The following is a 15,244-nucleotide window of genomic DNA, read 5'->3' as shown; positions in this document are numbered from 1 at the left end:
GGCCCCGCCGCGGCGCCCACGCCGACCACCGCCGGAACGCCAGGGCCATGACGCTCCGTGCCCTGCTGGGACGCGGCATCGCGACCGCGGCCTTGAGCCTGGTCGCCGCCGCGGCGTGCGTCCTGCCGCTGGTCGCCATCGGCGCGACCGCGACCGCGACCACGACCGCGACCGCCGCCACCACCACCACCGCCACCGCCACCGCGACCCCGACTCCGACTCCGACTCCGACTCCGACTTCGACTTCGACTTCGACTTCGACTGCAACCGCGGCCGCGGCTACGACCGGCTCCAGAACCATTGCTTCGCCTGCGCCCGCCACGGGACCCGGCGCGCCCTCACCCTCCAGCGGCGTTGCACCGCCCCCGGGCGGCACGCGCGCCGGCACGCCGGTGCTGTTCGTCAGCGTCGACATCACACCCGCCGCCAAGCATGCGCTGCTCGAGCGCGAAGGCCGGGCCGCCGGCTTCGACGTCCGGCAGATCGAATACCCGCTGCGCGGCGCGCCCGTCGAGCAGGACCCCGCGCTCGACCGCGCGCTGCGCGAAGCCGCGCTCGTCTGGGTCGACATCCCGCATCCGACCGCCGAGGCACGGCTGCGACCGATCGTCGACGCCGCGCTGCGGCGCGTCGGCAAGCCGGACGCTCAGGTGCTGTGGATCCCCGCCGGCGAACCCGACGCCAGCGACCGCAGCCTGCGCGGCTACCTGCAGGCCGGCGGACCGGCCAACACGCGGACCGCCTTCGCGCTCGCACGAGCGCGGCTCGCAGGCCCGCCCGCGCCCGACCTCGGCCCGCCGCAGCTGATCCCTCAGCGCGGCATCCATTACCCCGGCGCGCCGCGCCTGTTCGCCGACGCCGCCGAGTTCCGCGCCTGGGCGGCGCAGCAGGGCCTGCGCGGCGAGCCGGTCGCGATCCTGCTGCACCGCTACCACTTCGTCCAAGGCAACACCGCCTGGCTGGACCGCTGGCTCGCGATGTTCCGCTCGCGCGGCCTGCTGGCCTATGCCGCCTTCAGCGGCCAGCTCAGCGACCAGCCGCTCGCGGCGCTGCTGGAGCACGACGGCCAGGTCCAGGCCCGCGTGATCGTCAATCACAGCCTGCTGCCGCAGGGCGCCAGCCTGCAGCCCACCTTCGAGCGCTGGGGCGTGCCGGTGCTGCAGACGCAGCCCTATCGGCAGGACCAGGCCTCGGCTTGGGAAGGCAGCGAGACCGGCCTCTCGCAGGCCGACATCCCGTTCTACTTCGCGCAGCCGGAGGCGGCGGGCCTGATCGACCCGGTCGTCGTCGTCGCTCATCCGAAGCGCGGCGAGCCCGAGCTCATCGACCGCCAGGCCGCCAGCGTCGCCGGCAAGGCGGCACGCTGGATCACCCTGCAGACCAAGCCCAACGCCGACAAGCGCCTGGTGGCCTTCGTCTACAACTACCCGCCCGGCGGCAGCAACTTCGGCGCGTCTTTCCTCAACGTGCCGCGCAGCCTGGCTCGCGTCAGCAACGGGCTGAAGGACGCGGGCTACGCCGTCACGCCGAAGGCGGAGGCCGACTGGATCGCCGGCCTGAAGCCGCTGCTCTCGGCCTACTATCCCGGCACCGACCTGCAGGCCCTGCTCGACGCCGACCAGGCCGAGGCCCTGCCGCTCGCTCGCTACACCGCCTGGTTCGACGCGCTGCCAGCGGCGGTGCGCGATCCCATCGTCGCGAAATGGGGCCCGCCCGCGAGCAGCCGCTATGTCGTTCGCCAACACGGCGAGCCGGTCTTCGTCATCCCGCGCCTGAAGCTCGGCGCGCTGACGGTGCTGCCGCAGCCGCCGCGCGAGGAGACGCTGCGCAACGGCCAGGACCCCTTCATGCATCGCAGCCGGACGCCGCTGTCGCACCACTACCTCGCCACCTACCTGTGGGCGCGGCAGGCCGATGCGATCATCCATTTCGGCACCCACGGCACGCAGGAATGGGCACCGGGCAAGCTGCGCGGTCCCGACGTGATGGACCCCGTCTGGCTGCCGCTGGGCGACACGCCGGTCCTCTATCCCTACATCGTCGACAACCTCGGCGAGGCGCTCACCGCCAAGCGCCGCGGCCGCGCGCTGATGGTGAGCCACCGCACGCCGAGCTTCGCGCCGGCCGGCTTCAACGCGGGCATGGCCCACATGCATGAGCTGATGCACGAGTGGGAGACGGTCGATCCCGGCCCGACGCGCCAGGGGCTGGAGCGCAGGATGCTGCAGCAGTTCGTCGAGCACAACCTGCATCGCGACCTGGGCTGGACCGCCGAGCGCATCGCGGCCGACTTCAGCGGCTTCCTGGAACTGCTGCATCCCTACCTGGACCGCCTGGCGCAGAGTTCGCAGCCGAAGGGGTTGGCGGTCTTCGGCGTGGTCCCGGACGAGGACCAGCGCCGCGGCTCGATCCTGCAACTGCTGCGCGTGCCCCTGATCGAGGCGCTGGGCGAGGACATCGACGAGGCCTTCCTGATCAACCACGAGGGCGTCGCGAAGGCGCGGCCGGCGCGCTGGCTGGATCTCGCGCTGAAGGACGCGGAGGCGGCCAGCCGCCTGGACCTGCGACCTTCGGCCTGCGTGGCAGCCGGTACGGCCGCGGCCGCCCCGGCGGCGTCCGCCGTCGCGGCCGAGCGGCTGCATGCGGCCTCGGCGCCCGGCGGCGCCGCGAGCGCTCCCCCGGTGACCTGCGGCGACGGCTTCGTGCCCAACCGCGCGGCGCGCAAGCCGATCGATCAGGCGGCGCTGTACCAGCTCGCGCTGCGGGCGCAGGAGATGGCCACGCGGCTGTCGACCGAGGGCGAGATGCCGGGCCTGCTGCGCGCGCTCGATGGCCGCTTCATTCCCGCGGCCTACGGCGGCGATCTGCTGCGCAATCCGGAGAGCCTGCCGACCGGGCGCAACCTCACCGGGCTCGACCCGGCGCGGCTGCCGACGCGGCAGGCCTTCGAGGCCGCGCAGGCGCTGTTCAAGCGCTGGTATGACGAGCAGGCCCGGGCCGGCGCCGCGCCGACGCGGCTGGCGTTGTCGCTGTGGGCCGGCGAGACCTTGCGCCATCAGGGCGTGATGGAGGCACAGGCGCTGGTGGCGCTGGGCGCGATGCCGGTGTGGGACGCCACCGGCCGGCCGACCTCGATCCGGCTGCTGAATCGGTCGGAACTGGGCCGACCGCGGGTCGACGTGCTGCTGTCGATCACCGGCTCCTACCGCGACCAGTTCCCGGCGCTGATGAAGCTGCTGGATCAGGCGGTCGCCGCCGCCGGCGAGGCCGAGCCGGACAATGCCATCGCCGCCAACAACCGCGTGATCGCGGCCGAGCTGCGCCAGGCCGGGCTGTCGCCCGCGCAGGCGCGGACGCTGGCGCAGGCCCGTGTCTTCGGCAACCCGGCCGGCGACTACGGCACCGGCATCGCCGACGCGGTGCAGGACAACGGCCTCCAGGGCGGAGACGGCCGGCCCGATCCGCGGCTGGGCCAGCTGTTCCTCTCGACGATGAGCCAACCCTACGTCGACGGCGAGCCGCTCGCCGTGCCCGCGGGACAGGCGCGGCAGGCGCTGGGCGCGCACCTGCGTCATACCGATGCGGCGCTGATGTCGCGCAGCAGCCACCTCTACGCGATGGTCAGCAGCGACGACCCCTTCCAGTACCTCGGCGGGCTGGCCGCGGCGGCGCGGGTGGCGGGCAACACCCAGGGCATCGCCCTGCATGTGAGCCAGCTGCAGGACGCCGCCGAACCGCACACCGAAACCGCCGCGCAGGCGATCGCGCTGGAGATGCAGAGCCGCTACCTCCACCCCGGCTGGTTGAAGGCGCAGCAGGCCGAGGGCTGGGCGGGCGCGCTGCAGGTGCTCAAGGCGGTGCAGTACAGCTTCGGCTGGCAGAGCATCGCGCCCGGCACGGTGCGCGCCGACCACTGGCAGAGCTTCTACGACGTGCTGGTCAAGGACAGGCACCAGCTCGGCGTACCTGCCTGGCTCCGGCAGAACCCGCAGGCCTACGCGCAGGCGCTGGAGCGGCTGGTGCAGGCCGAGCGCATGGGCTACTGGCAGCCGGATGCCCGGACGAAGCAGGACCTCGCCGCGCTGTACAGCGACCTGACGAAGGACGCGCCGCTGAGCAACGAGCTGGCCGCCGTGCGGCGCTGGACGGCGGATCAGCTGCCGCAGGCGGTGCCTGCGCTGCCGCCGGTCGCACCGGTCGCCCCGCCCCGCCCCGCGGAGAAGACGCCCGACCGCGCCGCCGCGGCCGTGCCGCCGGTGTCGCCAGCGCCCCCGGCGCCGATCGTGCGCGGCCTCGCGCTGCAGCGCGTGCCCGATGCGCCGAAGCCGACGCCGGCCGCGCCGACGGCGGCGCGGCTCGAGCAGGCGCTGGCCTGGGTCGCGATGGCGCTGCTGATGAGCGCCGGCGCGATGTGGCAATCGCGCCGCGCGGTCGTAACTGACAAGAACACCCCCGGGATGCCGCAACGGACCGCTCCATGACCCCTCACTCGATCACGGCGCGGGGACCGCGTCCAACCGCCCTGGCGGCCAGCCTCGCCGCCGTGCTGACGCTGATAGCGGCGGACGCTCGCGCGCAAGGCGCCTCGCCCGCGACTGCCACGTCGGCATCGGCATCGGCGTCGGCGTCGGCATCGGCATCGGCATCGGCATCGGCGTCGGCGTCGGCTTCGGCGTCGGCGTCGGCATCGGCATCGGCATCGGCCACGACGCCCGTTGCCGGCCCGTCGCCGTCGGGCACGCTGGACACCGTCCGCGTCAGTAGCCGAGCGCAGCTGGGCGAAGCCGCCAGCGCGTCCGAGGGCGAGGTGGGCGTGGAGCGTCTGGCGCTGCGCCCGCTGCTGCGCCCCGCCGAGTTGCTGGAGGCGATGCCCGGCATGACCGTCACCCAGCACAGCGGCGACGGCAAGGCCAACCAGTACTTCCTGCGCGGCTACAACCTCGACCACGGCAGCGACTTCGCGACCTTCGTCCAGGGCATGCCGGTGAACATGGCCAGCCATGCGCACGGCCAGGGTTACATGGACCTGAACTTCCTGATCCCGGAGCTGGTCGAGAGCCTGCGCTATCGCAAGGGCGCCTTCGCCGCGGAGGACGGCGACTTCGCCACCACCGGCGCCTCGCGCATCGGCTACCTGGGCGAGATCGATCGCCCCTACGCGCAGCTCACCGCCGGCCCCTACGGCTACCAGCGCGCGCTGGCGGCCGGCAGCACGCGGGTGGGCGGCGGCTGGACGCTGCTGGGCGCCGTCGAGGGCAGCCGGTATGACGGCCCGTGGGATCAGCCCGAGGATCTGCACCGCCGCAACGCGGTGCTGCGGCTGACCCGCGGCGACGAGCGCAACGGCGCGCAGGTCGACCTGCTGAGCTACAGCGCCGGCTGGCGCGCCAGCGAGCATGTGCCCGAGCGCGCCATCGACAGCGGCGAGATCGGCCGCTACGGCACGCTCTCGCCCGACGACGGCGGTCGCACCCACCGCCACAGCCTGAGCGGCGGACTCGCCTACAACCGGGGCAGCGGCCAGTGGACCGCGCAGGCCTGGGTGATCGACTACGCGCTCAACCTGTTCTCCGCGCCGTCCGGCTTCATCAACGGCCCGGACGGCGACCAGCATGAGCAGGCGGACCAGCGCCAACTCTGGGGCGGCTCGCTCCAGCATCAGCTGCCGGCCGCCTGGCTGCCCGCCGATCAGACGCTGACCTGGGGCCTGCAATGGCGCCACGACCGGATCGGCAGGCTCGGCCTGTACGACACCGTCGGCCGGGTCCGCACGCACACCGTGCGCGAGGACCGCGTCACGCAGGACAGCGCCGGCGTCTTCGTCGAATGGGGCAGCCGCTGGACCGAGTGGCTGCGCAGCACCGTCGGCGGGCGCTGGGACACGATGCGCGCGGCGGTCACGCCCACCGGCGGCGAATTCAACCTGGGCAACGGCGGCAAGGCAGGCCAGTCGCAGTTCAGCCCGAAGCTGGGCCTGATCGCGCGCGTCGCTCCGGACACCGAGGTCTACCTGCACTGGGCGCGAGCCTTCCGGTCCAACGACGCACGCGGTGCGACCACCACCACCAACCCGGCCGACGGCAGCCCGGCCGACACCCTGCCGCTGCTGGCCCGCACCCAGAGCGCCGAACTGGGCCTGCGCACCCGGCCGGCGGCGGGCTGGACCACCAGCCTGGCGCTGTGGCAGGCCAGGCTGGCCTCGGAGCTGGTCTTCGTCGGCGACGCGGGCGTGACCGAAGCGCGCGGCGCGTCGCGGCGCCTCGGCCTGGAGTGGTCCAACGACGTGCAGGTCGGCCGCGACTGGCTGATCGACGCCGACCTCGCCTGGTCGCGGGCGCGCTTCGTCGAGGCGACATCGAATGAATTCGGCAGCGGTCGGCGCGTGCCCAATGCGGTGCCGGTGTCGGCCTCGCTGTCGGCCAACTGGGCGCCGGCGGGTCGCTGGTCCAGCGGCGTCAAGCTGCGCTACCTGGGCGCCTACGCGCTCGAGGAGACCGGCACGCAGCAGTCCAAGGCGGTGTTCACCGCCAACTGGCGGCTCGGCTACCAACTCAGCGACCGCTGGCAGCTCGGGCTGGACGTGCTGAATGTCTTCGACACCCGGGCCAACGACATCGAGTACTGGGGCGCCGCCTGCACCCGCGCCGAAGGCGCGGGCTGCAACAACGGCGAAGGCATCGACGGGCGGCTCGTGCACCCGATGGAGCCGCGCACCTTCCGCCTCAGCCTGCGGGCGCGGATCTGAACGCACCCGTCCTGTTTCTTCCTTTCCTCCCGCAGACCGACCATCCCGTCATCCGGAACCCCACGGAGCCTCCTCATGGAAATCGAGCAACCGCCCGTCGACCGCGAACGCATCATCCCCAGCGGTGAACGCCGCGGACTGGTGCTGGTCCACACCGGCAACGGCAAGGGCAAGAGCACCGCCGCCTTCGGCCTGGCGCTGCGGGCGCATGGCCGCGGCAAGAAGGTCCACATCTACCAGTTCATGAAGGTGCCGAGCGCGCGCTTCGGCGAGCATCGGCTGTTCGAGCAGATCGGTGTGCCGATCGAGGGGCTCGGGGACGGGTTCTCGTGGAAGAGCAAGGACCTGGATCACTCGGCGCAGCTGGCGCGCGACGGCTGGGAGCGCGCGCAGGCCACTGTGCTGGGCGGCGAGCATTTTCTGGTCGTGCTCGACGAGATCATGTATCCGCTGCGATACGGCTGGCTGCCGCTGGAGCCGGTGCTGCAGACGCTGCGCGAGCGGCCGCCCCATGTGCATGTCTGCCTGACCGGCCGCGGCGCGCCGCAGGAGCTGATCGACCTGGCCGACACCGTCACCGAGATGACCCTGGTCAAGCACCACTTCAAGGCCGGTGTCCCTGCGCAGCGGGGGATCGAGGATTGACCGCTAAGCTGCGCGCCTGATCCGGTCCGCCCCCGCCCCGATGTCCACGATGCCCATGCCCTGGCTGCTCGCTCTCGCGATCCCGATCGCCCTGCTGATCGACCGCTGGTTCGGCGAACCGCCGGCCGCGATGCATCCGGTCGTGGGGATGGGGCACTTCCTGGCGCTCTTCGGCGATCGGCTGTGCGGGATGTCGTCCAAGGCCGCCTTTATCGGCGGCGCGGTCGCCTGGACGATCGGCCTCCTCGTCGTCGCCGTCGTCGGCTGGGCGATCGAGCACACGATCATCGCCGGCCTCGAGCCCTGGCTCGGCGGCTGGCGGCTGGGCGCGGCGGCCCTGCTGATCGGACTCGCGCTCAAGCCGATGCTGGCCTGGCGCATGCTCCGCGACGAGGTGACCGCCGTCGAGACCGCGCTGGCCCGCTCGCTCGACGACGGCCGCTCCCGGCTGTCCCGCCTCGTGAGCCGGGACACCCGCCGCCTCTCGCCGGTCGAGGTGCGCGAGACCGCCATCGAGACCCTCGCCGAGAACCTCAACGATTCGGTCGTGGCGCCGCTGTTCTGGTTCATGCTCGCCGGCCTGCCTGGCGCCGCCGCCTACCGCTTCGCCAACACCGCCGATGCGATGTGGGGCTATCGCGGCCGCTGGGAATGGGCCGGCAAATGGGCCGCGCGGGCCGACGACCTGCTGTCCTGGATCCCCGCCCGCCTGACCGGCCTGGCCCTCATCGCGCTGCGGCCGGCCCTGCTCGGGCCCTTGCTGCGCGAAGCCCGCCGCACGCCCTCCCCCAATGGCGGCTGGCCGATGGGCGCGATGGCCTTGCGGCTCGGCCGGGTCCTCGGCAAGCCCGGCCACTACACCCTGAACCCGTCCGGCGCACCGGTGGTCGCCGACGACATCGGCGCCGCCCAGCGCCTTGCGGCCGGCGCGCTGCTGGGCCTGGCCGTCCTGCTGGCGCTCGGCGCCGCGGCGGTGCGCGGCGCATTCGCACCAGGCCTGGGCCTGGCCCTGATCCTCGGAGGCCCGCGATGAGCCGCTTCCCCCTGCCGTTGCACGGCGGCACCGACGCCGGCCCGCCGGTGCGCCACGACTTCTCCACCAATGCCCACCCGCTGGGTCCGCCGCCGGCCGCGCTCGACGCGGTGCTGCGCGCGGACCGGCTGCGTTATCCCGACCCGGCCTACGCGACGTTGCGCGCGCGTCTGGGCGACTGGCACGGTGTCGACGCCGACCGGGTGCTGCCGGCCTCCGGCGGCTCGGAAGCGATCCGCCGGCTGACGCTGGCGGCGATGCTGTCGGGCGTGACCCGCGTGTGCGTGCCGCAGCCCGGCTTCGGCGACTACGCCGCCGCGGCGCATGCGCTCGGCCTGCAGGTGTGCGGCTATGAGGACGCCTTCCAGCTCGCCGACACCCTGACCCTGCCGTCGCTGGTCTGGGTCTGCGATCCCAACAATCCCACCGGCGCGAGCTTCGGCCCGGCCGAATGGACCGCCGTCGCGCTGGCGCTCGGCCACAGCGGGTCGCAGCTCGTCGTCGACCAGGCCTACGGCGCGCTGCGCCTGGGCGGCGCCTGCGCCCTGCCGCAGGCGATCGCCGACGGCGCCTGGCGGCTGCTCTGCCCCAACAAGGCGATGGGCATGACCGGCGTGCGTGGCGCCTACCTGCTCGGGCCCCGCGATGGCCTCTGGATCGACCGCGTCGCGGAACTGGCGCCCAGCTGGGTGCTCTCGGCCGAAGGCCAGGCGCTGCTCGAGGCCTGGACCACGCCGACGATCCGCGACGAGCTCGAGGCTTCGCTGCCGCTGCTGCGCGAGTGGCGCGCCGCGCAATGGGACCGGATGGCGGCGCTGGGCTTCGACCAGATCGATGGCGGTGTCGCCAACTTCTGGCTCGCGGCGCTGCCGGCCCCCTGGCTGGCGACGCCGGAGCCGCTGCTGGAAGGCCTGCGGGCGCTGGGCATCAAGCTCCGGGACGCCAGCTCCTTCGGCCTGCCGGGCCTGGTGCGGGTCTCGGTGCAGGCGCCGGAAGCCGTCGACGCACTGGCGGCCGCGATGCAGACCTTCGGTGGCCACCGGGCACTGCCCGCGGTGCCGTCAGGGCATGGGGCGTTCGACACCACCGTGCCGGTGGAGACCACGCAATGAGCCAGGGCGAGAGCGATCGACCGCGGGCGACTTCCGGCCGCGGCCGCGCGGTCATGGTGCTGGGCACCACCAGCGGCGCGGGCAAGAGCTTCCTCACGACGGCGCTGTGCCGCTGGTATGCGCGCCAGGGCCTGCGCGTGGCGCCCTACAAGGCGCAGAACATGAGCAACAACGCGCGCGTCGTGCCAGGCCTCGGCGGCCGGCAGGGCGAGATCGGCGCCGCGCAGTACTTCCAGGCGCTGGCCGCTCGCGCACGGCCCGAGGTGCGCATGAATCCGGTGCTGCTGAAGCCGGAGAAGGACACCGCCTCGCAGGTGGTGGTGCTCGGCGAGGTCGACGAGGCGCTGAGCCGCGCGCCCTGGCGCGAACGCAGCGAGGCGCTCTGGCTCCGCGCGCGCGGCGCGCTGCAGGCGTTGCTGGACGAGAACGACGTGGTCGTCATCGAAGGCGCCGGCTCGCCCGCCGAGATCAACCTGCACAGCAGCGACTACGTCAACATGCGCACCGCCCGCGAAGCCGGCGCCGCCTGCCTGCTGGTGACCGACATCGACCGCGGCGGCGCTTTCGCGCACCTCTACGGGACGCACCAGTTGCTGCCGGCCGAGGAACGCGCGCTGATCCGCGGCTTCGTGCTGAACCGCTTCCGCGGCGATGCGTCGCTGCTGTCGCCGGGGCCGGAGATGCTGCAGCAGCTGACCGGCGTGCCGACGCTCGCGACGCTGCCGATGTGGCGCGGCCACGGGCTGCCGGAGGAGGACGGCGTCTTCGACGACCGCACCACCGGTGGCACCGGCACGGGCCGCGCGCTGCGCATCGCGGTGCTCGCCTATCCCCGCCTGTCCAACCTGGACGAATTCCAGCCGCTGCGCAATCTGGCCGACGTTCGGCTGAGCTGGGCCCGCTCGCCGGCCGAGCTCGACGGCGTGGACTGGATCGTGCTGCCGGGCTCCAAGGCGGTGGCGGCGGACCTGGCCTGGCTGCGCGCACAGCGCCTCGATGTGGCGATCGCGGCGCACGCCGCCGCCGGCCGGCCGGTGCTGGGCATCTGCGGCGGCCTGCAGATGCTGGGCGAGGCACTGGTCGACCCGCATGGCCTGGACGGCAACGCCCCGGGCCTGGGGCTGCTGCCGCTGGTGACGCTGTTCGAGCGCGACAAGCTGCTGCGCGAGAGCAGTTGCCGCTTCGCGCCGGCGCTGGCAACGCCATGGTCGACGCTCGGCGGGCAGCCGGCGCGCGGCTACGAGATCCATCACGGCCGCACCGCGCAGCATCCCGCCCTGCCCGAGGCGCGGCCGGTGCTGTTCGACGACCGCGGCGAGCCGATCGGCTGGCAGCACGGACCGGTGCTGGGCCACTACCTGCACGGCCTGTTCGAGGACGAGCGCGTGCTGACCGCGCTGTTCGACCGTCCGGTCCGTCCGCTCGACCAGGTCTTCGACGAACTGGCCGACTATGTCGATCGCCACTTCGAGCCCGGCGCGCTGGACGGCCTGCTGTCGCCGGCGACATCGTCGCCATCGACGCCGCGGCCCGCGGCACCACGCTGAGCGACGCGCCCCTCTCTCCTTGACGTCACCCGAAGTCCCCATGACCACCCAAGACCTGATCCCCGCCATCCCCTCGTTGCACGATGACGCGCTGGCCGCCGCGTTGCGCCATCGCATCGATCGCAAGACCAAGCCGCTGGGCTCGCTGGGCCGGCTGGAGGGGCTGATGCTGCGCCTGGGGCTGATCCTGGGCAGCGAGCAGCCGCGGCTGGTCGATCCGCAGCTGATGGTCTTCGCGGCCGACCACGGGCTAGCGGCGCATGGCGTGTCGGCCTATCCATCGGACGTCACCTGGCAGATGGTGGAGAACTTCCTGGCGGGCGGCGCGGCGGTGTCGGTGCTGGCGCGCCAGCACGGGCTGCAGCTGAGCATCGTGGATGCCGGCGTGCGCCATGTCTTCGAGCCGCGACCCGGGCTGCTGATCGCCAAGATCGCCATGGGCAGCCGCGACATGCTGGACGGCCCGGCGATGACCATGGACGAATGCGCGACCGCGATCGCGGCGGGCAAGACGTTGCTGCAGAAGCGCCCGGGCAATGTGCTGCTGCTGGGCGAGATGGGCATCGGCAACACCTCGTCGGCGGCGCTGCTGCTGTCGCGCCTGGGCGGACATCCGCTCGCGGCCTGCGTGGGCCGCGGCACCGGCCTGGACGACGCGCAGCTGCGTCACAAGCTGGAGGTGCTGACGCGCGCCCTGGACCGGCATCCGCGCGCGACCGAGCCACTGGCGGCGCTGGCCGCGCTGGGCGGCCTGGAGATCGCGATGATGGTCGGCGCGGTGCTGCAGGCGGCGCAGGAGCGTCGCGTGATCGTGGTGGACGGCTTCATCACCGGAGCGGCGGTGCTGGTGGCATCGGCGCTGCAGCCGGCGGTGCTGGAGCGCTGCGTCTTCGCGCACCGCTCCAACGAGCAGGGGCACCGGCTGATGCTGGACACGCTGCAGGCCGAGCCGCTGCTCGACCTGGGCCTGCGCCTGGGCGAGGGTTCCGGCGCGGCGCTGGCCTGGCCGCTGCTGGCGTCGGCCTGCCGCCTGCTCGGCGAGATGGCGAGCTTCGACGCCGCGGGGGTGAGCGATCGGGCCTGAGCGGAGATTCCCTCGCCTGCCCGCTAGCCGGATCACGCCGGAATCGAGCCACAATGAGGACGGCCATCTTGCCAGGCCGATCCCTCGATGCTCAATCCAAACGAACTGGCTGCACTCCTGGCCGACCTCGAGTCGGATCGCGTGGAGCGCACCATCTCGACGACCAAGACCGACAAGTTCGCGGAGGCCGTCTGCGCCTTCGCGAATGACCTGGCCGACCATCGTCTGCCGGGTTACCTCATCGTGGGCGCCAATGACAAGGACGGCTCTCTCGCAGGACTCGAGATCACGGACCAGTTGCTGCAGAACCTCGCGGCGTTGAGGTCGGACGGCAACATCCAGCCCCTGCCCTCGCTGACGGTCGGCAAAGTCGCTTTGGCGGAGGGCGAGGTGGCGGTGGTGGAGGTACAGCCCTCCCACTTGCCACCCGTGCGCTACAAGGGCCAGGTGTACGTGCGGATCGGTCCCCGGCGGGGCATCGCCAACGAACAGGACGAGCGGCGTCTCACCGAAAGGCGCATCGCGATTGCGCGTACTTTTGACGCCCAGCCCGTTCCCGAAGCGACGATCGAGGAACTGTCGCTGCCGCTCTTCGCGAGCTATCGAGCAGGTGTGGTCGCCGCGGACGTCATTGAAGCCAACCATCGGTCGCTGCAGCAGCAACTGGCGTCGCTGCGGTTCTTCGACGATCGGCGGGGATGCGCGACGACGGCGGGCATTCTTCTTTTCGGCAAGAACCCTCGCTTCTTCCTGCCCGGCGCCTATATCCAGTTCCTGCAGATGCCGGGCGTCTCACTGACCGAGGCCCCCATCGACCAACAAGAGATTTCGGGCGATCTGCTGAGCGTCCTTCGGGAACTCGACAGTCGCGTCAGGTCCGGAAACGGCGTCTCCCAGGACAAGGTCTCCGCCCTTCGAGAGGAGTTGCGGCCCGACTATCCGGAAGTGGCGATACGGGAAGTGCTGATGAATGCCGTCATGCATCGCGATTACCAGTCCAACACGCCGATCCGGTTCTACTGGTTTGAGGATCGGATCGAGATTCAAAGCCCGGGCGGGCTCTTCGGCGAAGTGACGCCTGACACGCTGAGCCGGCGCAACAGCTATCGGAACCCCATCCTTGCCGAGGCCATGAAGGCGCTCGGCTATGTGAACCGCTTCGGCTACGGCATCCTGAGGGCGCAGGATGCATTGAAGCGCAATGGCAATCCGCCGGTGGAGTTCCAGATCGAGGACAACATCGTCCTGGCCGTCTTGCGGAAGCGAATCCCATGAGGACGATCGCGTTCTTCAACAACAAGGGCGGCGTCGGAAAGACGTCGCTGGCATTCCATCTGGCGTGGATGTTCTCCCAGGCGGGCGTGCGCACCCTCGTCGCGGATCTGGATCCGCAAGCCAATCTGACCTCGATGTTCCTCGAGGACGACGCTCTGCTGGATCTTTGGGACGATGCCCGCGATCAGACGCTCTTCTCGGCCTTGCGTCCGTTGATCGCGCGCAAGGGCGACATCGCCCAACCGCACATCGAACGGATCCACAAGCACCTCGGACTGCTTCCCGGCGAGCTGGCCCTCTCACGATTCGAGGACCTGCTTTCAGAGAACTGGGTCAAGTGTCTGGGCGGAGAAGAAGGGGCTTTCCGGGTTGTCACGGCGTTTCATCGTCTGATCCGGTCGGCCGCAAAGGAATTCAAGGCGGAACTGGTTCTGATCGACGTCGGTCCGAATCTGGGTGCCATCAACCGATCGGCATTGCTGGCGGCCGAACACATCGTCCTGCCACTTGCGCCGGACTTGTTCTCCCTTCAAGGAATGAAGAATCTGGGGCCGTCGCTGCGCACATGGCGTCGCGAATGGAAGGATCGATTGGCGCGGGCCGAGGATTTCGATGACGACCTGGACCTTCCGTCGGGCGAGATGCAACCCGCGGGATATGTCGTCATGCAGCACAGCATTCGTGACAGCAGACCCGTCAAGGCCTACCAGCGATGGATCGAGGCTGTGCCAACGGTCTATCGCCAGGCGGTCCTGAACGAGGAAGTGATCGATGCCCCCAAGGTCGACCAGGACCCTTACCGTCTCGCGCTGCTGAAGCATTATCGAAGCCTGATGCCGATGGCGATGGACGCGCACAAGCCCATGTTCCTGTTGAAGCCCGCGGACGGCGCCATCGGCGCGCATGTCCAGGCGGTCCAGGACTGCTATCGGGACTTTCATGATCTGGCGAGTCGACTGGCGGCCCATTGCGGCATCGCATTCGAATAGCCCCGCCTGACGCAACGCACCTCATGTCCGATACCGCCCTGTCGCTGCTCGACACCCTCCGCGCACTGGAGGTCGAGCTCCATCACCCCGGCGTGCGATGCAGCGCCGAGCGGCTCTCGCAGCTGCTGCATCCCGACTTCCATGAGGTCGGCCGCTCCGGCCGCGCGTACGACCGGCCGACGATCATCGCGTGGCTCGCCGACGACCATGAGCCACCGAAGATCGTGCCCGACGACTTCCGCATCGCGCCGATCTCGCCGGACGCCGCGCTGCTGACCTACCGCTCGGCCCATCGCCAGGACGATGGCACGCTGATCCATCACACGCTGCGGTCCTCGCTGTGGCTGAAGACAGCCGAGGGATGGCAGATGCGGTACCACCAGGGGACGCCGGCGGCGCAGCCTTGGTGAGGGCCGACGCGGCACGACACCGGTGGCCGCGCTCCTCAGGAGCGACACCGGGACCTCCGCCACGCCGGCCAGCCTGCTGGCGGATTTGCTGATCCGAGATTGCGGAGCGCCTGGCCTTCCGCCGGCTCCAGCGCCGCGGTGACCCGCGAGCTGCAGGGAGATTGCGGCCGGCGCCCGAAGCGATGAAATAATCGCGGGCTCCGCCAGCCAACATGAGTGAGCCAGCCGTCGCCTGTCACAAGGACCGCTCCTCATGTCCCGACCGCCCCTGGCGCGCCTGTCGCTGGCGCTGAGCCTGTTCGCCGGCACGTCCGCGCGGGCCGCCGCCGACACGCCCCTTCCCCTCCTCGCCGCGCCGGGTCCGGCCGCCGTGCTGGCCTCGGCCGTCGGCCTCGCCGCCTCGG

Annotated in this window: 12 protein-coding genes; 10 read left to right on the top strand and 2 right to left on the bottom strand. The window is 71.6% G+C overall.

The window, feature by feature from the left end:
* Nucleotides 1–415: hypothetical protein (locus CS062_RS27105; protein ID WP_233218223.1), on the bottom strand; the 415-nt coding region annotated here is incomplete at its 3' end.
* Here CS062_RS27105 and cobN point away from each other — a divergent pair.
* Nucleotides 393–4,481: a cobaltochelatase subunit CobN gene (gene cobN, locus CS062_RS23240; RefSeq protein WP_099864082.1), complete on the top strand. Its 4,089-nt coding sequence runs from the start codon at nt 393–395 to the stop codon at nt 4,479–4,481. The genes CS062_RS27105 and cobN overlap by 23 nt on opposite strands.
* 4 nt (nt 4,482–4,485) lie before the next feature.
* Here cobN and CS062_RS26665 read toward each other — a convergent pair whose 3' ends face one another.
* Nucleotides 4,486–4,749 carry a hypothetical protein gene (locus CS062_RS26665; protein ID WP_199174332.1) on the bottom strand — a complete coding sequence of 88 codons (264 nt, stop codon included), beginning with the start codon at nt 4,747–4,749 and terminating at the stop codon, nt 4,486–4,488.
* Nucleotides 4,750–4,807: 58 nt separating this feature from the next.
* On the opposite strand from CS062_RS26665, the gene CS062_RS23235 reads away from it, so the two are divergent.
* The 9 genes from CS062_RS23235 (at nt 4,808) to CS062_RS23195 (ending at nt 14,840) form a co-directional block, all read left to right on the top strand.
* Complete coding sequence (locus CS062_RS23235) at nt 4,808–6,745, top strand: TonB-dependent receptor (protein ID WP_199174331.1); 1,938 nt, start codon at nt 4,808–4,810, stop codon at nt 6,743–6,745.
* A 75-nt stretch (nt 6,746–6,820) separates the two neighbouring features.
* Complete coding sequence (gene cobO, locus CS062_RS23230) at nt 6,821–7,390, top strand: cob(I)yrinic acid a,c-diamide adenosyltransferase (protein ID WP_099864078.1); 570 nt, start codon at nt 6,821–6,823, stop codon at nt 7,388–7,390.
* Nucleotides 7,391–7,439: 49 nt separating this feature from the next.
* Nucleotides 7,440–8,423, top strand: coding sequence for an adenosylcobinamide-phosphate synthase CbiB (gene cbiB, locus CS062_RS23225; RefSeq protein WP_099864077.1), 984 nt, complete (start codon nt 7,440–7,442; stop codon nt 8,421–8,423).
* A complete protein-coding gene (locus CS062_RS23220; RefSeq protein ID WP_099864075.1) occupies nt 8,420–9,535 on the top strand; it encodes a pyridoxal phosphate-dependent aminotransferase in 1,116 nt (371 codons plus the stop codon). The genes cbiB and CS062_RS23220 overlap by 4 nt, the downstream gene beginning before the upstream one ends.
* A complete protein-coding gene (locus CS062_RS23215) occupies nt 9,532–11,082 on the top strand; it encodes a cobyric acid synthase (protein WP_233218222.1) in 1,551 nt (516 codons plus the stop codon). The genes CS062_RS23220 and CS062_RS23215 overlap by 4 nt, the downstream gene beginning before the upstream one ends.
* A 40-nt stretch (nt 11,083–11,122) precedes the next feature.
* Nucleotides 11,123–12,166 (top strand): nicotinate-nucleotide--dimethylbenzimidazole phosphoribosyltransferase, encoded by a 1,044-nt coding sequence (gene cobT / locus CS062_RS23210; RefSeq protein ID WP_099864074.1) that lies wholly within the window; start codon nt 11,123–11,125, stop codon nt 12,164–12,166.
* Nucleotides 12,167–12,253: 87 nt separating this feature from the next.
* Nucleotides 12,254–13,441: an ATP-binding protein gene (locus tag CS062_RS23205; RefSeq protein ID WP_099864072.1), complete on the top strand. Its 1,188-nt coding sequence runs from the start codon at nt 12,254–12,256 to the stop codon at nt 13,439–13,441.
* Nucleotides 13,438–14,430, top strand: coding sequence for a ParA family protein (locus CS062_RS23200; RefSeq protein ID WP_099864071.1), 993 nt, complete (start codon nt 13,438–13,440; stop codon nt 14,428–14,430). The genes CS062_RS23205 and CS062_RS23200 overlap by 4 nt, the downstream gene beginning before the upstream one ends.
* Before the next feature lie 23 nt (nt 14,431–14,453).
* Nucleotides 14,454–14,840, top strand: coding sequence for a nuclear transport factor 2 family protein (locus CS062_RS23195; protein ID WP_099864069.1), 387 nt, complete (start codon nt 14,454–14,456; stop codon nt 14,838–14,840).
* The last annotated feature ends 404 nt before the right edge of the window (nt 14,841–15,244 follow it).

This window comes from Roseateles chitinivorans, from assembly GCF_002761755.1.
GTDB classification, from domain to species: Bacteria; Pseudomonadota; Gammaproteobacteria; order Burkholderiales; family Burkholderiaceae_C; genus Roseateles; species Roseateles chitinivorans.
This window is presented reverse-complemented; position numbering and strand designations above follow the sequence as displayed.